General features: G+C 70.8%; 13 protein-coding genes and 1 tRNA gene. 12 read left to right on the top strand and 2 right to left on the bottom strand.

What is annotated here, in order from left to right; all coding sequences use genetic code 11:
* The first annotated feature begins 49 nt into the window (after positions 1 to 49).
* From PCC79_RS06115 to PCC79_RS06095, 5 genes are all read left to right on the top strand, one after another.
* Positions 50 to 889, top strand: coding sequence for an undecaprenyl-diphosphate phosphatase (locus tag PCC79_RS06115; RefSeq protein WP_342373598.1), 840 nt, complete (start codon positions 50 to 52; stop codon positions 887 to 889).
* A 77-nt stretch (positions 890 to 966) separates the two neighbouring features.
* Positions 967 to 1,941, top strand: coding sequence for an aldo/keto reductase (locus PCC79_RS06110; protein WP_232549690.1), 975 nt, complete (start codon positions 967 to 969; stop codon positions 1,939 to 1,941).
* A 108-nt stretch (positions 1,942 to 2,049) separates the two neighbouring features.
* A tRNA-Leu gene (locus tag PCC79_RS06105) sits at positions 2,050 to 2,135 on the top strand.
* A gap of 815 nt (positions 2,136 to 2,950) precedes the next feature.
* On the top strand, positions 2,951 to 3,535 hold the full coding sequence (locus PCC79_RS06100; protein WP_342373296.1) for a nucleotidyltransferase domain-containing protein: 585 nt from the start codon (positions 2,951 to 2,953) through the stop codon (positions 3,533 to 3,535).
* Positions 3,535 to 3,936: a hypothetical protein gene (locus tag PCC79_RS06095; RefSeq protein WP_232549692.1), complete on the top strand. Its 402-nt coding sequence runs from the start codon at positions 3,535 to 3,537 to the stop codon at positions 3,934 to 3,936. The genes PCC79_RS06100 and PCC79_RS06095 overlap by 1 nt, the downstream gene beginning before the upstream one ends.
* Before the next feature lie 778 nt (positions 3,937 to 4,714).
* Here PCC79_RS06095 and PCC79_RS06090 read toward each other — a convergent pair.
* Both PCC79_RS06090 and PCC79_RS06085 read right to left on the bottom strand, forming a co-directional pair.
* Complete coding sequence (locus tag PCC79_RS06090; protein ID WP_342373295.1) at positions 4,715 to 4,999, bottom strand: hypothetical protein; 285 nt, start codon at positions 4,997 to 4,999, stop codon at positions 4,715 to 4,717.
* A 594-nt stretch (positions 5,000 to 5,593) separates the two neighbouring features.
* Complete coding sequence (locus PCC79_RS06085) at positions 5,594 to 8,056, bottom strand: phosphoketolase family protein (RefSeq protein WP_342373294.1); 2,463 nt, start codon at positions 8,054 to 8,056, stop codon at positions 5,594 to 5,596.
* Positions 8,057 to 8,301: 245 nt separating this feature from the next.
* Here PCC79_RS06085 and PCC79_RS06080 point away from each other — a divergent pair, with 245 nt between their 5' ends.
* The 7 genes from PCC79_RS06080 (at position 8,302) to PCC79_RS06050 (ending at position 16,142) form a co-directional block, all read left to right on the top strand.
* Entirely contained in the window at positions 8,302 to 9,597 is a 1,296-nt protein-coding gene (locus PCC79_RS06080) for a hypothetical protein (protein WP_342373293.1), read from the top strand.
* Positions 9,598 to 9,656: 59 nt separating this feature from the next.
* Positions 9,657 to 10,358 (top strand): ABC transporter ATP-binding protein, encoded by a 702-nt coding sequence (locus PCC79_RS06075; RefSeq protein ID WP_342373597.1) that lies wholly within the window; start codon positions 9,657 to 9,659, stop codon positions 10,356 to 10,358.
* Positions 10,358 to 11,584: an ABC transporter permease gene (locus PCC79_RS06070; protein WP_232549770.1), complete on the top strand. Its 1,227-nt coding sequence runs from the start codon at positions 10,358 to 10,360 to the stop codon at positions 11,582 to 11,584. The genes PCC79_RS06075 and PCC79_RS06070 overlap by 1 nt, the downstream gene beginning before the upstream one ends.
* 12 nt (positions 11,585 to 11,596) lie before the next feature.
* Positions 11,597 to 13,681 (top strand): efflux RND transporter periplasmic adaptor subunit, encoded by a 2,085-nt coding sequence (locus tag PCC79_RS06065; protein ID WP_342373292.1) that lies wholly within the window; start codon positions 11,597 to 11,599, stop codon positions 13,679 to 13,681.
* 33 nt (positions 13,682 to 13,714) lie between these two features.
* Entirely contained in the window at positions 13,715 to 14,212 is a 498-nt protein-coding gene (locus tag PCC79_RS06060) for a fluoride efflux transporter FluC (RefSeq protein WP_232549697.1), read from the top strand.
* Positions 14,188 to 14,697: a fluoride efflux transporter FluC gene (locus PCC79_RS06055; protein WP_232549698.1), complete on the top strand. Its 510-nt coding sequence runs from the start codon at positions 14,188 to 14,190 to the stop codon at positions 14,695 to 14,697. The genes PCC79_RS06060 and PCC79_RS06055 overlap by 25 nt, the downstream gene beginning before the upstream one ends.
* 155 nt (positions 14,698 to 14,852) lie before the next feature.
* A complete protein-coding gene (locus PCC79_RS06050; RefSeq protein ID WP_342373291.1) occupies positions 14,853 to 16,142 on the top strand; it encodes an ABC transporter substrate-binding protein in 1,290 nt (429 codons plus the stop codon).
* The last annotated feature ends 6 nt before the right edge of the window (positions 16,143 to 16,148 follow it).

Genomic DNA, 16,148 nt, shown 5'->3' with positions numbered 1-16,148 from the left:
CGCTGGCTCGCCGGGGCGACATGCGCCCGAGACAGGGAGCTGGTTCATGCTGCAGTGGTGGGAGTCCGTGATCCTCGGCATCGTCGAGGGCATCACCGAGTTCCTCCCGGTGTCGTCCACCGGGCACCTCACCGTCGTGGAGAAGCTGATGGGGCTGCCCATCGACGACCCGTCGGTGACCGCATACACGGCGATCATCCAGGTGGGCGCCATGCTGGCGTCCATCGTGTACTTCTGGCGCGACATCGTCCGCATCGCGACCGCCTGGTTCGCCGGGCTGGCCGATGCCCAGAAGCGCGGGAACGACTTCAGGCTCGGGTGGGCCGTGATCGTCGGCTTCGCGACGACCGCCGTCATCGCCCTGGCCCTGCGCGGCTTCATCGAAGGGCCGCTGCGCTCGCTGTGGGTCGTCGCCGGCGGTCTGATCCTCTGGAGCTTCGTGATGTTCGCCGGCGACCGGCTCGGCAAGCAGACCCGCGGTGAGGAGTCGATCACCTGGAAGGACGGCCTGCTGCTGGGCCTCATCCAGTCGATCTCGCTGATCCCGGGGGTGAGCCGCTCCGGCGCCACCATCTCCGGCGCGCTGTTCATGGGCATCGACCGCGTGAGCGCGACCCGGATGAGCTTCTTCCTGGGCATCCCCACGCTGGTGGCGGCCGGGACGTTCCAGGCCATCACCGCCGCGCCCGACATCGCGGCCCCCGGTGGCGTCGGGTGGCTGGCGACGGTGATCGGCATCGTCGTGTCGTTCGTCGTGGCGTACGCGTCCATCGCCTGGCTGCTGAAGTTCGTGGCGACCAACGACTTCACCGTGTTCGTGATCTACCGCATCGTGGTGGGCCTGGTCATCGTCGGGTTGCTGTTCGGCGGCGTGATCACGCCGGTGTGAACCGGCTCTGACGCGGTGGCGGACGCGTGAGCCCGCCCGGATGAGCGGGGCGGCGTCCGTTGGCTAGGGTTGCGCGCATGTTGCGCCGGAACGCGGGCACCAGCGGGCTGTCGACCTCTCGCATGGGGCTCGGCACCATGACGTGGGGCCGCGACACCTCCAAGGAGGATGCCCGCGGCCTGCTGCGCGCCTTCACCGAGGCGGGCGGCGACCTCGTCGACACCGCCCCGGCGTACGCGAGGGGCGAGGCCGAGCGCATCCTCGGCGTCCTGATGAAGACCGAGGTGAACCGCGACGACATCGTGGTGGCCACGAAGGCCGGGTTCACGTTCCGCGACGGCGTCCGGGTGATCGACACCTCGCGCCGGGCGTTGTTGGACGACCTGCACGAGTCGCTGCGCCGGCTGCGCACCGACCACATCGACCTGTGGCAGGTGCACGCCTGGGGGCCCGCGCCGCTCGAGGAGACGCTCGCAGCGCTCGACCATGCGGTGACGGTGGGCGACGTGCGGTACGCCGGCGTCTCGAACTTCGTGGGCTGGCAGACGGCCTCGGCGGCGACGTGGCAGGAGGCGTTCCCGGGGCGTGCCCGCATCGTGGGCAACCAGGTGGAGTACTCGCTGCTGGCGCGGCGGGCCGAGGTGGAGGTGCTGCCGGCGATCCGGCATTTCGGGATGGGGTTCTTCCCGTGGTCGCCGATGGGACGCGGGGTGCTGACGGGCAAGTACCGCGGCGGCGTCCCGCGCGGGTCGCGGGCGGCGTCGGACCACTTCGGCTGGTACGTCGAGCCCTACCTGGAGCCGCGCTCGCGGGCGGTGGTGGAGGCGGTGGCCAAGGCGGCGGACGGCCTGGGCATCACGCCGCTGCAGGTGGCCTGGCTGTGGGTTCGGGACGCCCCGGGCGTCACCGCTCCCCTGCTGGGCGCCCGGACCGCCGAGCAACTGGCGGAGTACCTGGCTGCGGAGGAGATGGAGCTGCCGGTCCCCATCGCGGCGGCCCTGGACGACGTCTCCGGCGGGCCGAACGACGCGCGTCCGGCGCCGACGGCGTGAGGGGCGCGGGTCGGCCGCCCTGTGGTGGACGGACGGCGGCGTCGTTTCGACATCTCCGCCTCGGCGCGGTATGGTTCTAGGGCTGTCGGGGCAACCCGGCCGACACCTGCGCGGGTGGCGGAATTGGCAGACGCGCTAGCTTGAGGTGCTAGTGCCCGATTAAGGGCGTGGAGGTTCAAGTCCTCTCTCGCGCACTGGGAGCTTCGGCTTCCTGACTACTGCTTTTGCCTCTCTGACAAGGCGATTTACCTATCTCGCTCTTGGTCCGAAGTGGACACAAGTGGCCGGATAGTGCCGTTCTATCCCCACGTACTCCCCACGCTCTCCCCACGTGGGGAATGGGGAACCTGCCCCCCGATGGCCGTGAAGGCACCCTCGACACCGTCATTTGAGGTGAGCGAAGGAGCGCGCCATGTCTCAGCCACTCCCCCGCGGCGGGGCTGCCCGGGGTGCGGCCGCCGGCGTACGAACCGGGCGGCCGGACATGATGCGCGTACTGGTGATGGCTCGTCATGCCTAGAAGCCGGACGGCCGGACGCCGTGTCTCCGGCGAGATCTCGAAGCTACCCAGGGGCCGATTCCGGGCGCGCTACACCGGACTTGACCCGGACCCGATCTGCGGCGCCACAGCGCCCCCGTGACGTTCGTGGCGCGGATGGATCCAAAGGCCTGGCTGGTCGACCAGGAGCGCTCGATCAGCCGGGGTGAGTGGACGCCGCCGGTCAGGACCGCAACCCCTCCACTCCTGCCCGAGGTGTTAGGCGAGCACGCAGCAGCGGTGCTGGCACGTCGGCGGCTGCGGCCGGGTGCTGTGGCAGCGGCAGTGACATCGCCGATCCGGGCGATCGTCGCGCCGAGGGCTGCGTCGTGGGAAGGGCCGCGGGAGACGTCGTGTCCGGGGTCCAGGTGGTGGAGCATCTGGGCCGGATCCGAGGGTTCTCTGATCCGACTGATCGGTGGCGCGATCACATGACTGGAATTCCAGTCATTTCGGTGGGACGATGATCACATGATGTTCGGACAGCCCTTCGGCGGCCTCTTCCCCGGGGCACGCAGCGCGGTGCTTTCTGTCCTGCTACGCACAGGCACACCTCTGACGGGAAGGCAGATTCACGGCTTGATGCGGGACGAGCACAGCTTGTGGTCGGTACAGCAGGCCCTCGCGGACTTCGTTTCGCTCGGACTCCTCGAGAGCACGACCGTGGGCCGGGCGAACCTCTACACGGTCAACGAGGCCCACTACACCGTGGGGGCCCTGAGGGCCCTCCTGGAGCCCCTCGGCACCCTGCGTGAGATCGCCGCCGCATCCGGGGCGGACTCGGTCGTCCTCTTCGGTTCGGTCGCCCGTGGCGAGGCCACGGCCAGCAGCGACATCGACCTGGCCGTGATCGCGGAGGAATCGTGGGATGGACGAGCAGAGCTGGAGGACTCCGTCCGCGCACAACTCGGCAACGACTGCGATGTGGTTGTGTTCACTCCTCACCGGTTCGCTCAACTCGCCGCGAGCGGGGACGAACCGGTGGTCGAGCAGATCATGGCCGATGGTGTTGCGCTGGTGGGCTCACTCCCCCGACCCGGATCACAGGTGGCCTGATGCCCAGTTTCGAGCAACGCAACCACGCCCGGAGCTTCCTGAGGAAGGCGCAGGAGTATCTCGCCTCGGCGGAAGCCGACCTGGCGGCCGAGCGCAACACTGTCGCGGCGGCGAACGCGATCCACGCCGGCATCAGCGCCAAAGACGCGATCGTAACCAACCTGACCGGCAGCACGGGCAAGGGCAGGGACCACGCAACCGCCGCGAAAGAGCTTCGCCAAGCCCTGGGCAAACGGTCCGAGGCCGCCGCCGCTGAGAAGTGGCTCCGTGACCTGATCTCCAGCAAAGCCGATGTCGAGTACGGCGTCACCCTGGTGTCCGCAGCCAAGGCCGAGCCGCTCGTTCGACGCGCCAGAAACCTGGTCGAGTTGGCCGTCGACATCGTCCACCTGGGAACCTGACCTCCCGCTGGCGGAGACTCCCGATCGGGTGACCGTCGGCCCAGGCTCACCAAAAGGGCACAGTCAAGGCGCTCACCAACGCAGACGATTGCCCACGCATTCCCCACGACGAGGCGCAATACGTGAACAACCAACGGAAAAGAGCATTGCCGAGGGGGATTCCAGGCGAAAGGCGTGGAGATTCAAGTCCTCTCTCGCGCACTGGGAGCTTCCCGTCTACTCCAATTGTCCCACTGACAAGGCGTTTCACCTATCCGGGCCCTGGGAGGAGGCGACCCCTTGCGCCGCATCCGGTGAGCGGTGGCGTCCGCCTGGGCTGGTGTGACGGCATGACAGTCCCGTGGGCCACTGCCACCGCCTCGGCGGGACTGGCCGGCCTGGCCGCTTTCCAGGCCACCCTGGCCGCCGGTGCCCCGTGGGGGGTAGCCGCCTACGGCGGCCGCCCAGGACGCCTCCCCGTTCGCCTCCGCCGTACCAGCGCCGGCGCTGCCATCGGCTACGCGACCCTCGCGACGTTCGTCGCCTCAGGCGCGGGGACGCCCATGGTTCGCCGCGGCATGTTCATAACAGTCGCGGCACTGTTGGGCCTGGCGGTCCTACCGAACCTGGCGTCGCCGTCCCGGTGGAGCCCGCGATCTGGGCGCCGGTGTGCGCCGTGACCGCCGCAGCCGCTTGGCGGGCTCTGCCACCGCCCCTCGCCTGAGGTCACGCCTGCGCACACGTCACGCTTTTGCACACCATCCGTGCTCCTCCAGGCCTGCCATCTGGAAGGAGCAGATCAGGTTCCGATACCGATGACACCAACGGCATCGTGGTCATCGAGCAAGGAGAGAACCTCGTCCCCAGCCCAGAAGGCGCTGCCGGCCCGATCGAAGAAGAAGGATTGCCCCACGTGCACCACCGACCCATGCCGGGAGACGAGGCACCCCTCAGTGAAAGTTGTGCCCTCGTCGAGCACGAAAATGAATCGACCCGCCCGCTGGCCCACTTCGCCGTCGAGCATGAGCTGCCCCCGAGGGCTGACCAACAGGCGGCCGGGGTGGGCTACAGCGTCGTGCACCATGGGGGCGGTGGAGACGAGAAAGCAAACACCATCCACACATTCTTCACGAAGGCAGAAGGACAGCAGCTCCTTTTGCCTTCGAGAACGCCTCTCCACCACCATTGAGACTGTCACCCCAACCCGCATGCGAGCTCGAAAACTGTTTTGAGGCGATGCAGGGATCTACCCGCCAGGGGCTCAACGTAATGCGGAGAAGAAGGCGCAGTCAATGGCACGGCACGTCGCCGCCCGCGGGCTCATTGACCTCGCCAGCTCACCGCGGCGTCCCACGATCGGCGGGAGGACCGGTGACTCGTGGAACCAATCCGTCACCGAGACGGGACGCCCCGCTCGCTGGGCGCTCGTCCCGTTCACGTGGAGCGCCCTCTCCTCACCTGGCGCATCTGTTCTGCACTTGGCGCCTCCTTTCTGCACTTGGCGCAGTGCAGCTCACCTGGCGGGGCCTGGACGGACCGCCGGGTGACGTCCGCTGCGCCACGTGCCGCCAAGGTGCGCCACGTGCATTCCCGACGCGCGCCACGGCGGCGTCCACCCCGCCGGCTGACGCCCAGCAACCCGGAGGCGACCGCGTCCAGACCCGACCCCGACGCCGTCCTACTCGTTGTCCCCGCCGGTGCCCTGGGTACCCGCCACGACCGACTCCGTCGAGTCGCCCCCGTCGCCCCAGACCCAGTCGTTCACCTCCGGGTGGTCGATGCCGTGTGTGTAGGCGTACTGGCGGCACATGATGCGCTGGTCGGCCATGTACTGCCGCAGGTTGGCGTACCGCGAGCCGAGCGAGGGCACGCGGTCGATGACATCCATCACCAGGTGGTAGCGGTCGAGGTCGTTGCGCATCACCATGTCGAACGGCGTCGTGGTGGTGCCTTCCTCCTTGAAGCCGCGCACGTGCAGGTTCGCGTGGCCGGTGCGCCGGTACGTGAGCCGGTGGATCAGCCACGGGTAGCCGTGGTAGGCGAACACCACGGGCCGATCGGGCGTGAAGTACGTGTCGAACTCCCGGCTGGTCAGCCCGTGGGGGTGCTCGTCGGCGTCCTGCAGCCGCATCAGGTCGACCACGTTCACGACGCGCACCTTCAGCTCCGGGATCGCCTCGCGCAGGATCTTCGCCGCCGCGAGCACCTCGATGGTCGGGATGTCGCCGGCGCAGCCGAGCACGACGTCGGGGTCGTCCCCGTCGGACTCGGTGCCCGCCCAGTGCCAGATGCCGAGGCCGCGCGTGCAGTGCTTGATGGCCTCCTCCATGCTCAGCCAGTTCGGGTTCGGCTGCTTGCCGGCCACGACGACGTTGACGTACTGCCGCGAGCGCAGGCAGTGGTCGAACGTCGACAGCAGCGTGTTGGTGTCCGGCGGCAGGTAGACCCGGATGATCTCGGACTTCTTGTTCACCACATGGTCGATGAAACCCGGATCCTGGTGGCTGAAGCCGTTGTGGTCCTGCCGCCACACGTGGCTGCTCAGCAGGTAGTTCAGCGACGCGATCGGACGCCGCCACTCGATCTGGTTCGTCACCTTCAACCACTTGGCGTGCTGGTTGAACATCGAGTCGACGATGTGGATGAACGCCTCGTAGGAACTCATCATCCCGTGGCGCCCGGTGAGCAGGTAGCCCTCCAGCCAGCCCTGGCACTGGTGCTCCGACAGCATCTCCATGACGCGGCCGCTCACGTCCAGGTGGTCGTCGTCATCGGTGTCGTGGAACTCGGCGTTCCACTGCTTGTCGGTCACCTCGTAGACGTCCTGCAGCCGGTTGGACGCCGTCTCGTCCGGCCCGAAGATGCGGAACGTGGTCGGGTTCGCCGCCACGACGTCGCGCAGCCACGCGCCCAGCGTGCGAGTCGCCTCCGAGACCGTCGCGCCGGGCTCCTCCACGTCGACGGCGTGGTCGCGGAAGTCGGGCAGCTTGAGGCCGGCCAGCACCAGCCCGCCGTTGGTGACAGGGTTGGCGCTCATGCGGCGCTCCCCCTGCGGCGCCTGCGCGGCGATCTCGGGCAGCAGCGCCCCGTCGGCGTCGAACAGCTCCTCGGGCCGGTAGGAGAGCAGCCAGTCCTTCAACTGCTGGAGATGCTCGGGGGTGTCGCGGGCGGACGCCAGCGGCACCTGGTGGCTGCGCCAACTCCCCTCGGTGCGCTTGCCGTCGACCTCCTCCGGGCCGGTCCAGCCCTTCGGCGTCCGGAACACGATCATCGGCCACACCGGACGCGGGGCGTCCTTGCCCTCGGGCTGCGCCTTGATGCGGGCGATGGCGTCCAGTGCCTCGTCGAGGACGGCCGCGAACCGCTGGTGGGTCTCGAGCGGATCCTCGTCGTCGAAGCCACCGGTGAAGAAGAACGGCTCGTGGCCGTAGCCCCGCATGAGATCGGCGAGCTCGGACTCCGGGATGCGCGCCAGCACCGTCGGGTTGGCGATCTTGTAGCCGTTCAGGTGCAGCACCGGCAGCACGACGCCGTCGGTGGCGGTGTTGACGAACTTGTTCGAGTGCCACGATGTGGCCAGCGGGCCGGTCTCGGCCTCACCGTCGCCGACGACGGTGAACGCCAGCAGGTTCGGGTTGTCGAAGACGGCGCCATAGGCGTGCGAGAGCGCATAGCCCAACTCGCCCCCCTCGTGGATCGAGCCCGGGGTCTCGGGCGCGACGTGGCTCGGGATGCCGCCGGGGAAGGAGAACTGCTTGAACAGCCGGCCCAGCCCCGCGGTGTCGCGGGTGACCGTCGGGTACACCTCGGTGTAGGTGCCCTCCAGATAGGTGTTCGCCACCAGGCCGGGGCCGCCGTGGCCGGGGCCGGTGATGTAGAGCGCGTCGAGCCCCCGCTGGGCGATGGCGCGGTTGAAGTGCGCGTAGAGGAAATTGAGCCCCGGCGTCGTCCCCCAGTGGCCCAGCAGGCGGGGCTTGACGTCGTCGACGGTGAACTCCTCGCGCAGCAGCGGATTGTCCAACAGGTAGATCTGGCCGACCGAGAGGTAGTTCGCGGCGCGGAACCACGCATCGATCAGCCGCGCACCCTCCGCGTCGAGGGGCGTGCCGGTGGTCTGGGGCCAGGTGTCGTGCGCAGTCATCGTGATGCCTCCCGGTGTTCCTGGGTGGTGTGGTTCCGGACGCCCCCCACGCTAGCCCGCCGCGGCCCGACGTGGGCGGTTCGGCGTCCGTGGAGTGGGCTGACTCGGAGTAAGGGCGTCCGATCACCTCCCGGCGCCCGGCCACGCGATGGTGCTTAGGTACGAGACCCGACTCGACCTGGGTTGGAGGACACGCGCACCGATTGGTGACAGAGTGTGGCCAGCCCCGACCCAGGAGTGACGCCGTGACCACTGCTCCCGACCCGGCACCGCAGCCGGACTCCGAGCCCGTCGACCCCGCCCCGACCCGGGTGGCCACCGACGATCCGACCCCCACCGCCACCCCGCTCGCTCCCCCGCCGGTGCCGCCCGCACGGGAGCCGTTCTGGCGGCTCAGCGGCCGGGATGCCCTGGCGATCGGAGCGCTGGCCCTGGTGGGCCTCCTGGTCGCCGGGTTCATGGTGGTCAGCGCCGTGCAGCGGTCGTTCGACGCGGCGATGGGTGGCTACCCGGTCGAGAACGCCGAGTACGTGGTGGAGCGCACGACCCTCGGCTCGGAGGTCACGCTCTCGGGAACGGTGCAACCCACGCAGCGGCTCGATCTGTCCTTCACCAGCGAGGGCGACGTGACGGCGGTCAACGTGAACGTGGGCGACACCGTCACCGCCAGCAGCGTGCTCGCGACCATCGACGACGCGGAACTGCGCCAGGCCGTCACCGACGCGCGGGCCGAGGTCAATGCGGCGTGGACCGACTACCAGAACGCCCGTCGCTCGGGCAGCTCTGCCGAGGTCACCGCCCTGCGCTCCGAGCACGCGGTGAAGGAGCAGGCGCTCACCGAGGCGGAGAAGGCGTTGGAGCAGGCCAGCCTGGTCTCCACGATCGACGGCGTCGTGGCGGCGGTCGACGTCCACGTGGGCGACAGCGTGGGAGCGGGCTCGACGACATCGGCGGCGGACGCGACCGGTGCGGCCACCAGCGGTGGAGCCGCCGTGGTGGTGATCTCCCACACCTTCCAGGTGGACGCCACGGTCGGCGGCTCGGAGCGCTCCCGGCTGTCGATCGGCATGCCCGCGACGGTCACGGTCTCGTCCTCCCCCGACCCGATCCCCGGCACGGTGACCGGCCTCGGTGTCGTGGCGGAGGCGTCCCAGACGGAAGGACGCCCCGGGGCCGCGAACTTCCCGGTCACGGTGACGCTGGATGGGCAGCCCGCGGACGTCTTCGCCGGCATCGCGGCGATCGTGACCCTCTCCACCGACGCGTCCGAGGCCGTCCTGGCCGTCCCCATGTCCGCGATCATTGACTGGGGCTCGGGCACGGACGGGACGGTCATCGTGCTGCGCGACGGGGAGGAGATACCGACCCCGGTGACCCTGGGTGAGACCGGGGGCGACATGGTGGAGATCGTCTCGGGCCTGGAGGAGGGCGACACCGTCCTCATCACCGTCGGCATGATGACCACCGACGGCGCGGTCGGCCCGGACGGCATGCCCCTGGACGGCTCCGCGGCGGCGCCGGCCCCGGAGGCCACCCCGTGAGCGTCCCGGTGCACGACGCCGCCGAGGTCGGTGCGCCGGCGTCCGACGTGGCCGACCCGCTGACCGACCCCATCCCGGTGCTGCAGCTGCGCAACGTGTGGAAGACCTACGCCTCGGGCGCGGTGCAGGTGCACGCGCTGCGCGGCGTCGACCTCGACGTGCACGCCGGGGAGTACGTGGCGATCATGGGCCCGTCCGGTTCGGGCAAGTCGACGCTGATGAACATCATCGGCTGCCTCGACGTCGCCTCCGCGGGCCAGTACGTGCTCGACGGTGAGGACGTGGCGCGCATGAGCGACAACGACCTCGCAGACATCCGCAACGAGCGGATCGGCTTCGTGTTCCAGCAGTTCAACCTGCTGCCGAGCCAGCAGGCGTGGCGCAACGTCGAGCTACCCCTGTGGTACGCCCGCGTCCGCTCCGCCGAACGCCGTCAACGCGCCCTCGACTCCTTGGCCCGCGTCGGCCTCGCCGATCGTGCCCACCACCGGCCCAACCAGCTCTCGGGCGGCCAGCAGCAGCGCGTGGCGATCGCGCGGGCGTTGGTGACCGACCCCGCCCTGATCCTCGCCGACGAGCCCACGGGCAACCTCGACTCGGTCTCCACCGAGGACGTCCTCGGGTTGCTCGACGAGCTGCACGCGGCCGGCCGCACGATCGTCCTGATCACGCACGAGCAGGAGGTCGCCGAGCGGGCGCAGCGCATCGTGCGGGTGTTCGACGGCCGGATCGCCGACCTCGCGGTCGGGGCCGCATCGTGATGACCTGGTGGGAGACGATCCGCATCGCGGTGGCGGCCATCGTGGCCCACCGCGTCCGCTCGGCCCTCACGACGCTGGGCATCATGATCGGCATCGCGGCGGTCACCTTGTCCGTGGGGCTGGCGCAGGGGGCGTCGGCGTCCATCACCTCGGAGATCAACAGTCTCGGCTCCAACACGCTGACCGTGATGGGCGGCTACTCCGGCCCGCTCGACTCGGGCATGGGCGCCGAGGCCGCCGAGATGGTGCCGCTCTCGCTGACCGATGCCCAGGCGTTGGCCGACCCGGACGCGGCCCCCGACATCACCGGGGTGGCGCCGGCGATCCAGACCGGCTTCGACCTGTCGGCGGGCGACACCGCGGCCGTCGTCAGCGGGGAGGCGACCACGGCCGACTGGTTGGACGTCCGCGGGCGTTCCCTGGCGGCCGGCACCTTCTTCACCGCCGAGCACTACGACGAGGGCGCGCCCGTGCTGGTGCTCGGCACCACCACGGCGACCACCCTGTTCGGCGACCCGCAGGCCGCCGTCGGCTCGATGGTGGCGGCGGGGGGCAGCAGCTTCCGCGTCGTCGGGGTGCTCGGTGCGGCCGGGGGCATGATGGACACCGACGACCTCGCCGTCCTGCCGCTCACCACCTACCAGCAACGCCTCGGGTACGGCGACGAGTCGCTGTCGTCGATCTACGTCCAGGCCGCCTCGGACGCCAGCCTCAGCCAGGCCTACCAGGAGACGCAGAGCCTGCTGACGGCCCGCCGCGGCGTCGACTCGATCGAGCAGGCCGGCATCATGATCATGACCCAGCAGTCGCTGGTGGACGCCATGGCCGCCGTGACGAACACCCTCACGTTGCTGCTTGGCGGCATCGCGGCCATCTCGCTGGTGGTCGGCGGCATCGGGGTGATGAACATCATGCTCGTGTCGGTGTCGGAGCGGTTCCGCGAGATCGGGCTGCGCAAGGCGCTGGGTGCGCGACGCCGCACGATCCTCGCCCAGTTCCTCACCGAGGCCGCCATGCTGGCCGTGCTCGGCGGTGCCTTCGGCCTGGGGCTGAGCGCGCTGGTGGCGTGGATCGTGACGTCGTCGAGCCCCATCACCATCCCGGTCTCGGTGCCGACGGTCCTGACCGCCCTGGGCGTCTCGGCCGCCATCGGCATCATCGCCGGCGTCTACCCCGCCTCCCGGGCCGCCCGGCTCGCCCCCATCGACGCACTCCGCCGCGAGTGAGGAGAACCGCGCATGTCTGACCTCCCCGCCCCCCTGCCGCCCGCCCGGGTGAACCCACCGGCCGGCGGCAGCCGGCGCGACATCGCCGCGCTGCGCCGGCGGCGTGCGTTGATCGCCGTGCTCGCGCTCGTGCTCACCGGCGGGGCGCTGTGGAGCGCCGCCCTCGCCCAGGAGCGCGCACGCGATGGCGGCGACCGCTACACCACCGTCATGGCCACCCGCGGGTCGGTCACCCAGGTGCTCACCGCGGCCGGCACCGTGCAGGAGCTCAACGACGTGTCCGTCCGCTTCCCCGCCGCCGGCACCGTCACGGAGGTGCGCGTGGCCCCGGGCGACGCGGTCCGGGCCGGGGACGTCCTGGCCGTCATGGACGACGCCGCCCTGCGCACCCGCGTCCTGCGGGCGCAGGCCGACGTGGACGCCGCCGCCCTCGCCCTGCAGCAGACGCGGCAGAGTGCCGAGGCGGTCGAGGACGCCGCCGCCGAGTCGGCCCCCGTGGGGTTGTCGACCGGAGTCGACGGGCTGGCCGACGCCATCGCCGAGCAGACGGGGCTGGACCCGGCGCCGTTGCCCGAGCTGCCCCCGGCCCCGGAGTCGGGCATCGACCTCGGGCCCCTCACCGACCTGCTCGCCCGGGCGGACGCCGCCGCCCTCGAGGTTGCGACCCGCCGCGAGGCGGCGGACGCCGCCCTGGCCGCCGTGCGCGAGCAGTGCCCGCTGCCCGACGGGCCGGCGACGCCCACGCCGGATCCGAGCGCCGAGCCCACCGACACGCCCAGCCCGACGCCGGGGCCCACCCCCAGCTCGGGCCCGGCCCCGGATCCCACGGCCACTCCGGATCCGACCGTCGGGCCGGTTCCCACGGTCGGTCCGGATCCGACCGCCACTCCGGACCCGACCGGCACCCCGGACCCGACCGTCACTCCGGATCCGACGGCCGCGCCGCAACCGACCGATACCCCGGAGCCCACAGCAGCACCCGATCCCACCGCCGACCCCACAGCAGCACCCGATCCCATCGCCGACCCCACAGCAGCACCGGATCCCACCGCCACCGCGGATCCCACCGTGACGCCGACGCCCGATCCGTCCACCACGCCGGGCCCGACCGCGACCCCCTCCCCCGAGCCCAGCTCCCCGGCCCCCGATCCCGAGGCCTGCGTGGCCGCGCTGGAGGCGTCCGCCACCGCCCAGATGGCTCTGGACGAATCCCAACGGGCGGCCGGTGACCTCAACGCCGAGGGGCTGGGCCTCCTGCAGGCCCTGGTCGGCGCCCTGAACGAAGCGGTGACCCAGGTGCAGGCCTGGGCGGCGGGCGCCGTGGAGTCCCTCGCTGCCGCGTGGGAGGCCGCCGCCACCCCGCAGGTCGTGGTGGTGCCGGCTCCACCGTCGGCACCCGTGCCGGGCCCGTCCCTGCCCGACGCCTCGCTGGGCGACAGCGGAACCCAGACGGGCACACCGGTCGTCCAACGATCACCGATCGTCTCGGCCGAGGTCGCGCTCGGCAAGGCGCGACGGGCGCTGGAACAGGCCACGAGCGATCTCGAGAACGCGAGCCTGCGCACCCCCGTGGACGGCGTGGTCGCCTCCCTGCCGTTCACGGTCGGGTCGGTCGCCTCGCCGACGCAGCGAGCCGTGATCTCCACCCCGGGCGGCATCCGCGTGACGATGACGATTCCCGCGTCCGCCTTCACCTCGGTCCAGCCGGGCCAGACAGCGCAGCTGCGGGGCAGCGGCGGAGCGCAGGCGCAGGCGTCCGTGCTGACCAAGAACCTGGTCCCGACAGGCACCGGCGCCTACCCCGTCACCGTCGTGAGCACCGGCGCGGACGCCGAGGCGTTCGCCCCGGGCACGAACGCGACCGTCGAGATCGAGGTGAGCAACGCCACCGACGTGGTGGTCGCGCCGCTGACGGCCGTGACCCGCACCGGGACGTCGGGGATGGTGCGCGTGCTGGCAGGCTCGGACGTGGTGGACGTGCCGGTCGAACTCGGCAGCGTCGGGGACACGCGGATCGAGATCATCAGCGGCGTCGAGGTCGGCGACCGCCTGGTGGTGGCCGACGCCGAGCTGCCCCTGCCGAGCCTGGACTGGTGACAGTCCACCCCGGCACGGCGATAGCGTGACGGGGTGAGCCCGCAGCCCCCCACCCCCGCTGCGCGGACGCTCGGGGCACGGCTGGCGTGGCCGGGCGTGCTGCCCGTCGCCGCCGTGATCGCCGGCGGTGCCCTCGGCACCGCGCTGCGGGCCGCCCTGACCCACGCGTGGCCCCCGCAGGCCGAGGGTCTGCCGTGGGTGACCTTGTTGATCAACGCGAGCGGTGCCCTCGCGCTGGGGACCCTCTTGGGGTGGCTGGGCACCAAGCCGGACGCCGGCGTCCGCCGCCTGCTGCGCCTTGGGTTGGGCACCGGCCTGCTGGGCGGCTATACCACCTACTCGACGTTCGTGCTCGAGTCGGTGACCCTCGCCGGGGCCGGCCGCCCGGGGGTCGCCCTGGTGTACGCCGCCGCCTCGCTCGTGGCCGGGTACCTCGCCGCGGCGGTGGGCCTGACCCTCGGCATCCGGGGGCAGCGTGCCACGCCGCGACTGAAGGGGCGCCGACGGTGGGGGCCGACGCGATGGGGGTGACGGGATGGGCGGTGGCCCTCGCCGGCGGGCTGGGTGCCGGGGCGCGGTTCTGGCTGGACGCCCTCGTCGTCAGCCGGTGGCGGGGGCGATGGCCCGTGGCGACGCTGGTGGTGAACGTGCTCGGGTCCTTGCTGCTCGGCCTGCTCGTGGGCTGGGCGGGCGCGGCGCACCCGGTGACGCGTTCCGTCATCGGGGTGGGGTTTCTCGGCGGGTTCACCACGTTCAGCACGGCGAGCGTCGAGCTCGTCCGGCTCCGGCGGACGGAGCCGCCCTGCGCCACCCCCGGGCGGACCGCGCCGAACGGCGACGGCGCCTCGCATGGCTCCCGTCCGCCGAACGGCTCCCGCCCGTCGCATGACTCTCGCCCGTCGCATGACTCTCGCCCGCTGAATCGCTGGGGCGTCGTGCTGGGGCTCGGGCTGCTCATGTTCGTGGCGAGCGTGACGGCGCTGGTCGTCGGGCTGTGGCTGGGGGCGTCCGCCTGAGGCTGGCCGCGTGGCCCAGGTCAGAATGTCCGAACAATTGATTGACCCGGCCCAACGCCACTGCTAGGTTCAGCCCAGCCGTCATCCGGCCGCCTCCGCGCGGGGCTGACCCAGAGTCGGGTAGGAACCTGCGTCACTCAAGGAAGAGGATCGACATGCGTACTGGCATTTCCCGACGGACCCTCATCGCCGGCGGCGTCGCCGGCACCGCGGTGCTGGGCCTCACGGCCGGCTGCGGTGGTGGTGGCACCACCTCGGGGTCCGGCGCCGGTGGCGACGGCGGCGATCCGGGCACCCTGCAGTTCTTCCTCTCCGGCGACGCCAACCAAGGTGGCGGTTTCGCGCACATGGCCGAGAAATACGGCGAGGAGACCGGCGTGACGGTCGAGATCGTCGACATCGCGAACGACGACCTCCGCACGCGGCTGCGCAACGCCGCCCAGGCCAACGCCCTGCCCGCGCTCGCCCGCGTCGGCGCCGTCGACCCCGTCTGGATGAACGTGACCCGCGACCTGCGCGAGCTGGTGGCCGAACACAACATCATGGCCGACCTGGCCACCACCGGCGAGGACGGCTTCGTCTACTCGGTGCCGACCGACGTGACCGCCGTCGGCCTGTACCTGAACAAGACCCTGTTCGACCAGGCCGGCGTGGCGTACCCGACCGAGGACGTCGACGTGTGGAGCTGGGACGAGTTCGTCGACTCCGTGCGCCAGGTGCAGGCCGCCACGGGGGCGTCCTACGGCATGGCCATGGACCGCTCCTCCCACCGCCTGAAGTCGTTCCTGTACGAGTTCGGCTCGACGCTGTTCCAGCCCAACGCCGAGGGGGTCTTCGAGACCAACGACGCGACGAGCACTGCCCTGGAGTACTTCCACAACCTCAACGACGACACCTTCATGCCGCGCTCGGTGTGGCTGTCCGAAGCCGACGGCAACGCCCTGTTCAAGTCCGGCGACGTCGTGTCGTACTACTCGGGCTCGTGGCAGATCGCGGACTTCGCCGAGAACATCGCCGATTTCGAATGGGTCTCGGTGTACACCCCACGGCAGCCCATCCAGGCCGTCCAGTACGGCAACGCGGCGTCCATCGTCGTCTTCGAGGGCGACCAGGCCGACGCCGCGTACGACTTCGTGAACTGGCTGTACCAGACCGAGAACTATCGCGAACTGGCCGAGACCTCCGGTTTCCTGCCCGCCACGACGGACGCCGAGATCACCTACGCGAACAACCAGGCGGCCTTCGACCTCTACAACGACGAGATCGCGAACGCGGCCCCGGTCGTCGGCGAGATCAAGCAGATGGAGATCGGCTTCGAGGCGGAAGGGCTGAGCACGGAGGGCGACCCGCTCCGTGACGAGGTGATCCGGTACCTCAACGACGAGATCGACCTGGGCACGGCGATCCAGAACGTCAGTGACCGCATGACCGAGGCGTTCGGCTGAGCACGG

It is taken from the genome of Propioniciclava soli (assembly GCF_038502305.1).
In the GTDB taxonomy this organism is placed as follows: Bacteria; Actinomycetota; Actinomycetes; order Propionibacteriales; family Propionibacteriaceae; genus Propioniciclava; species Propioniciclava soli.
Note: the sequence above shows the minus strand (reverse complement) of the source record. Positions and strands in the feature narration are given on the sequence as shown.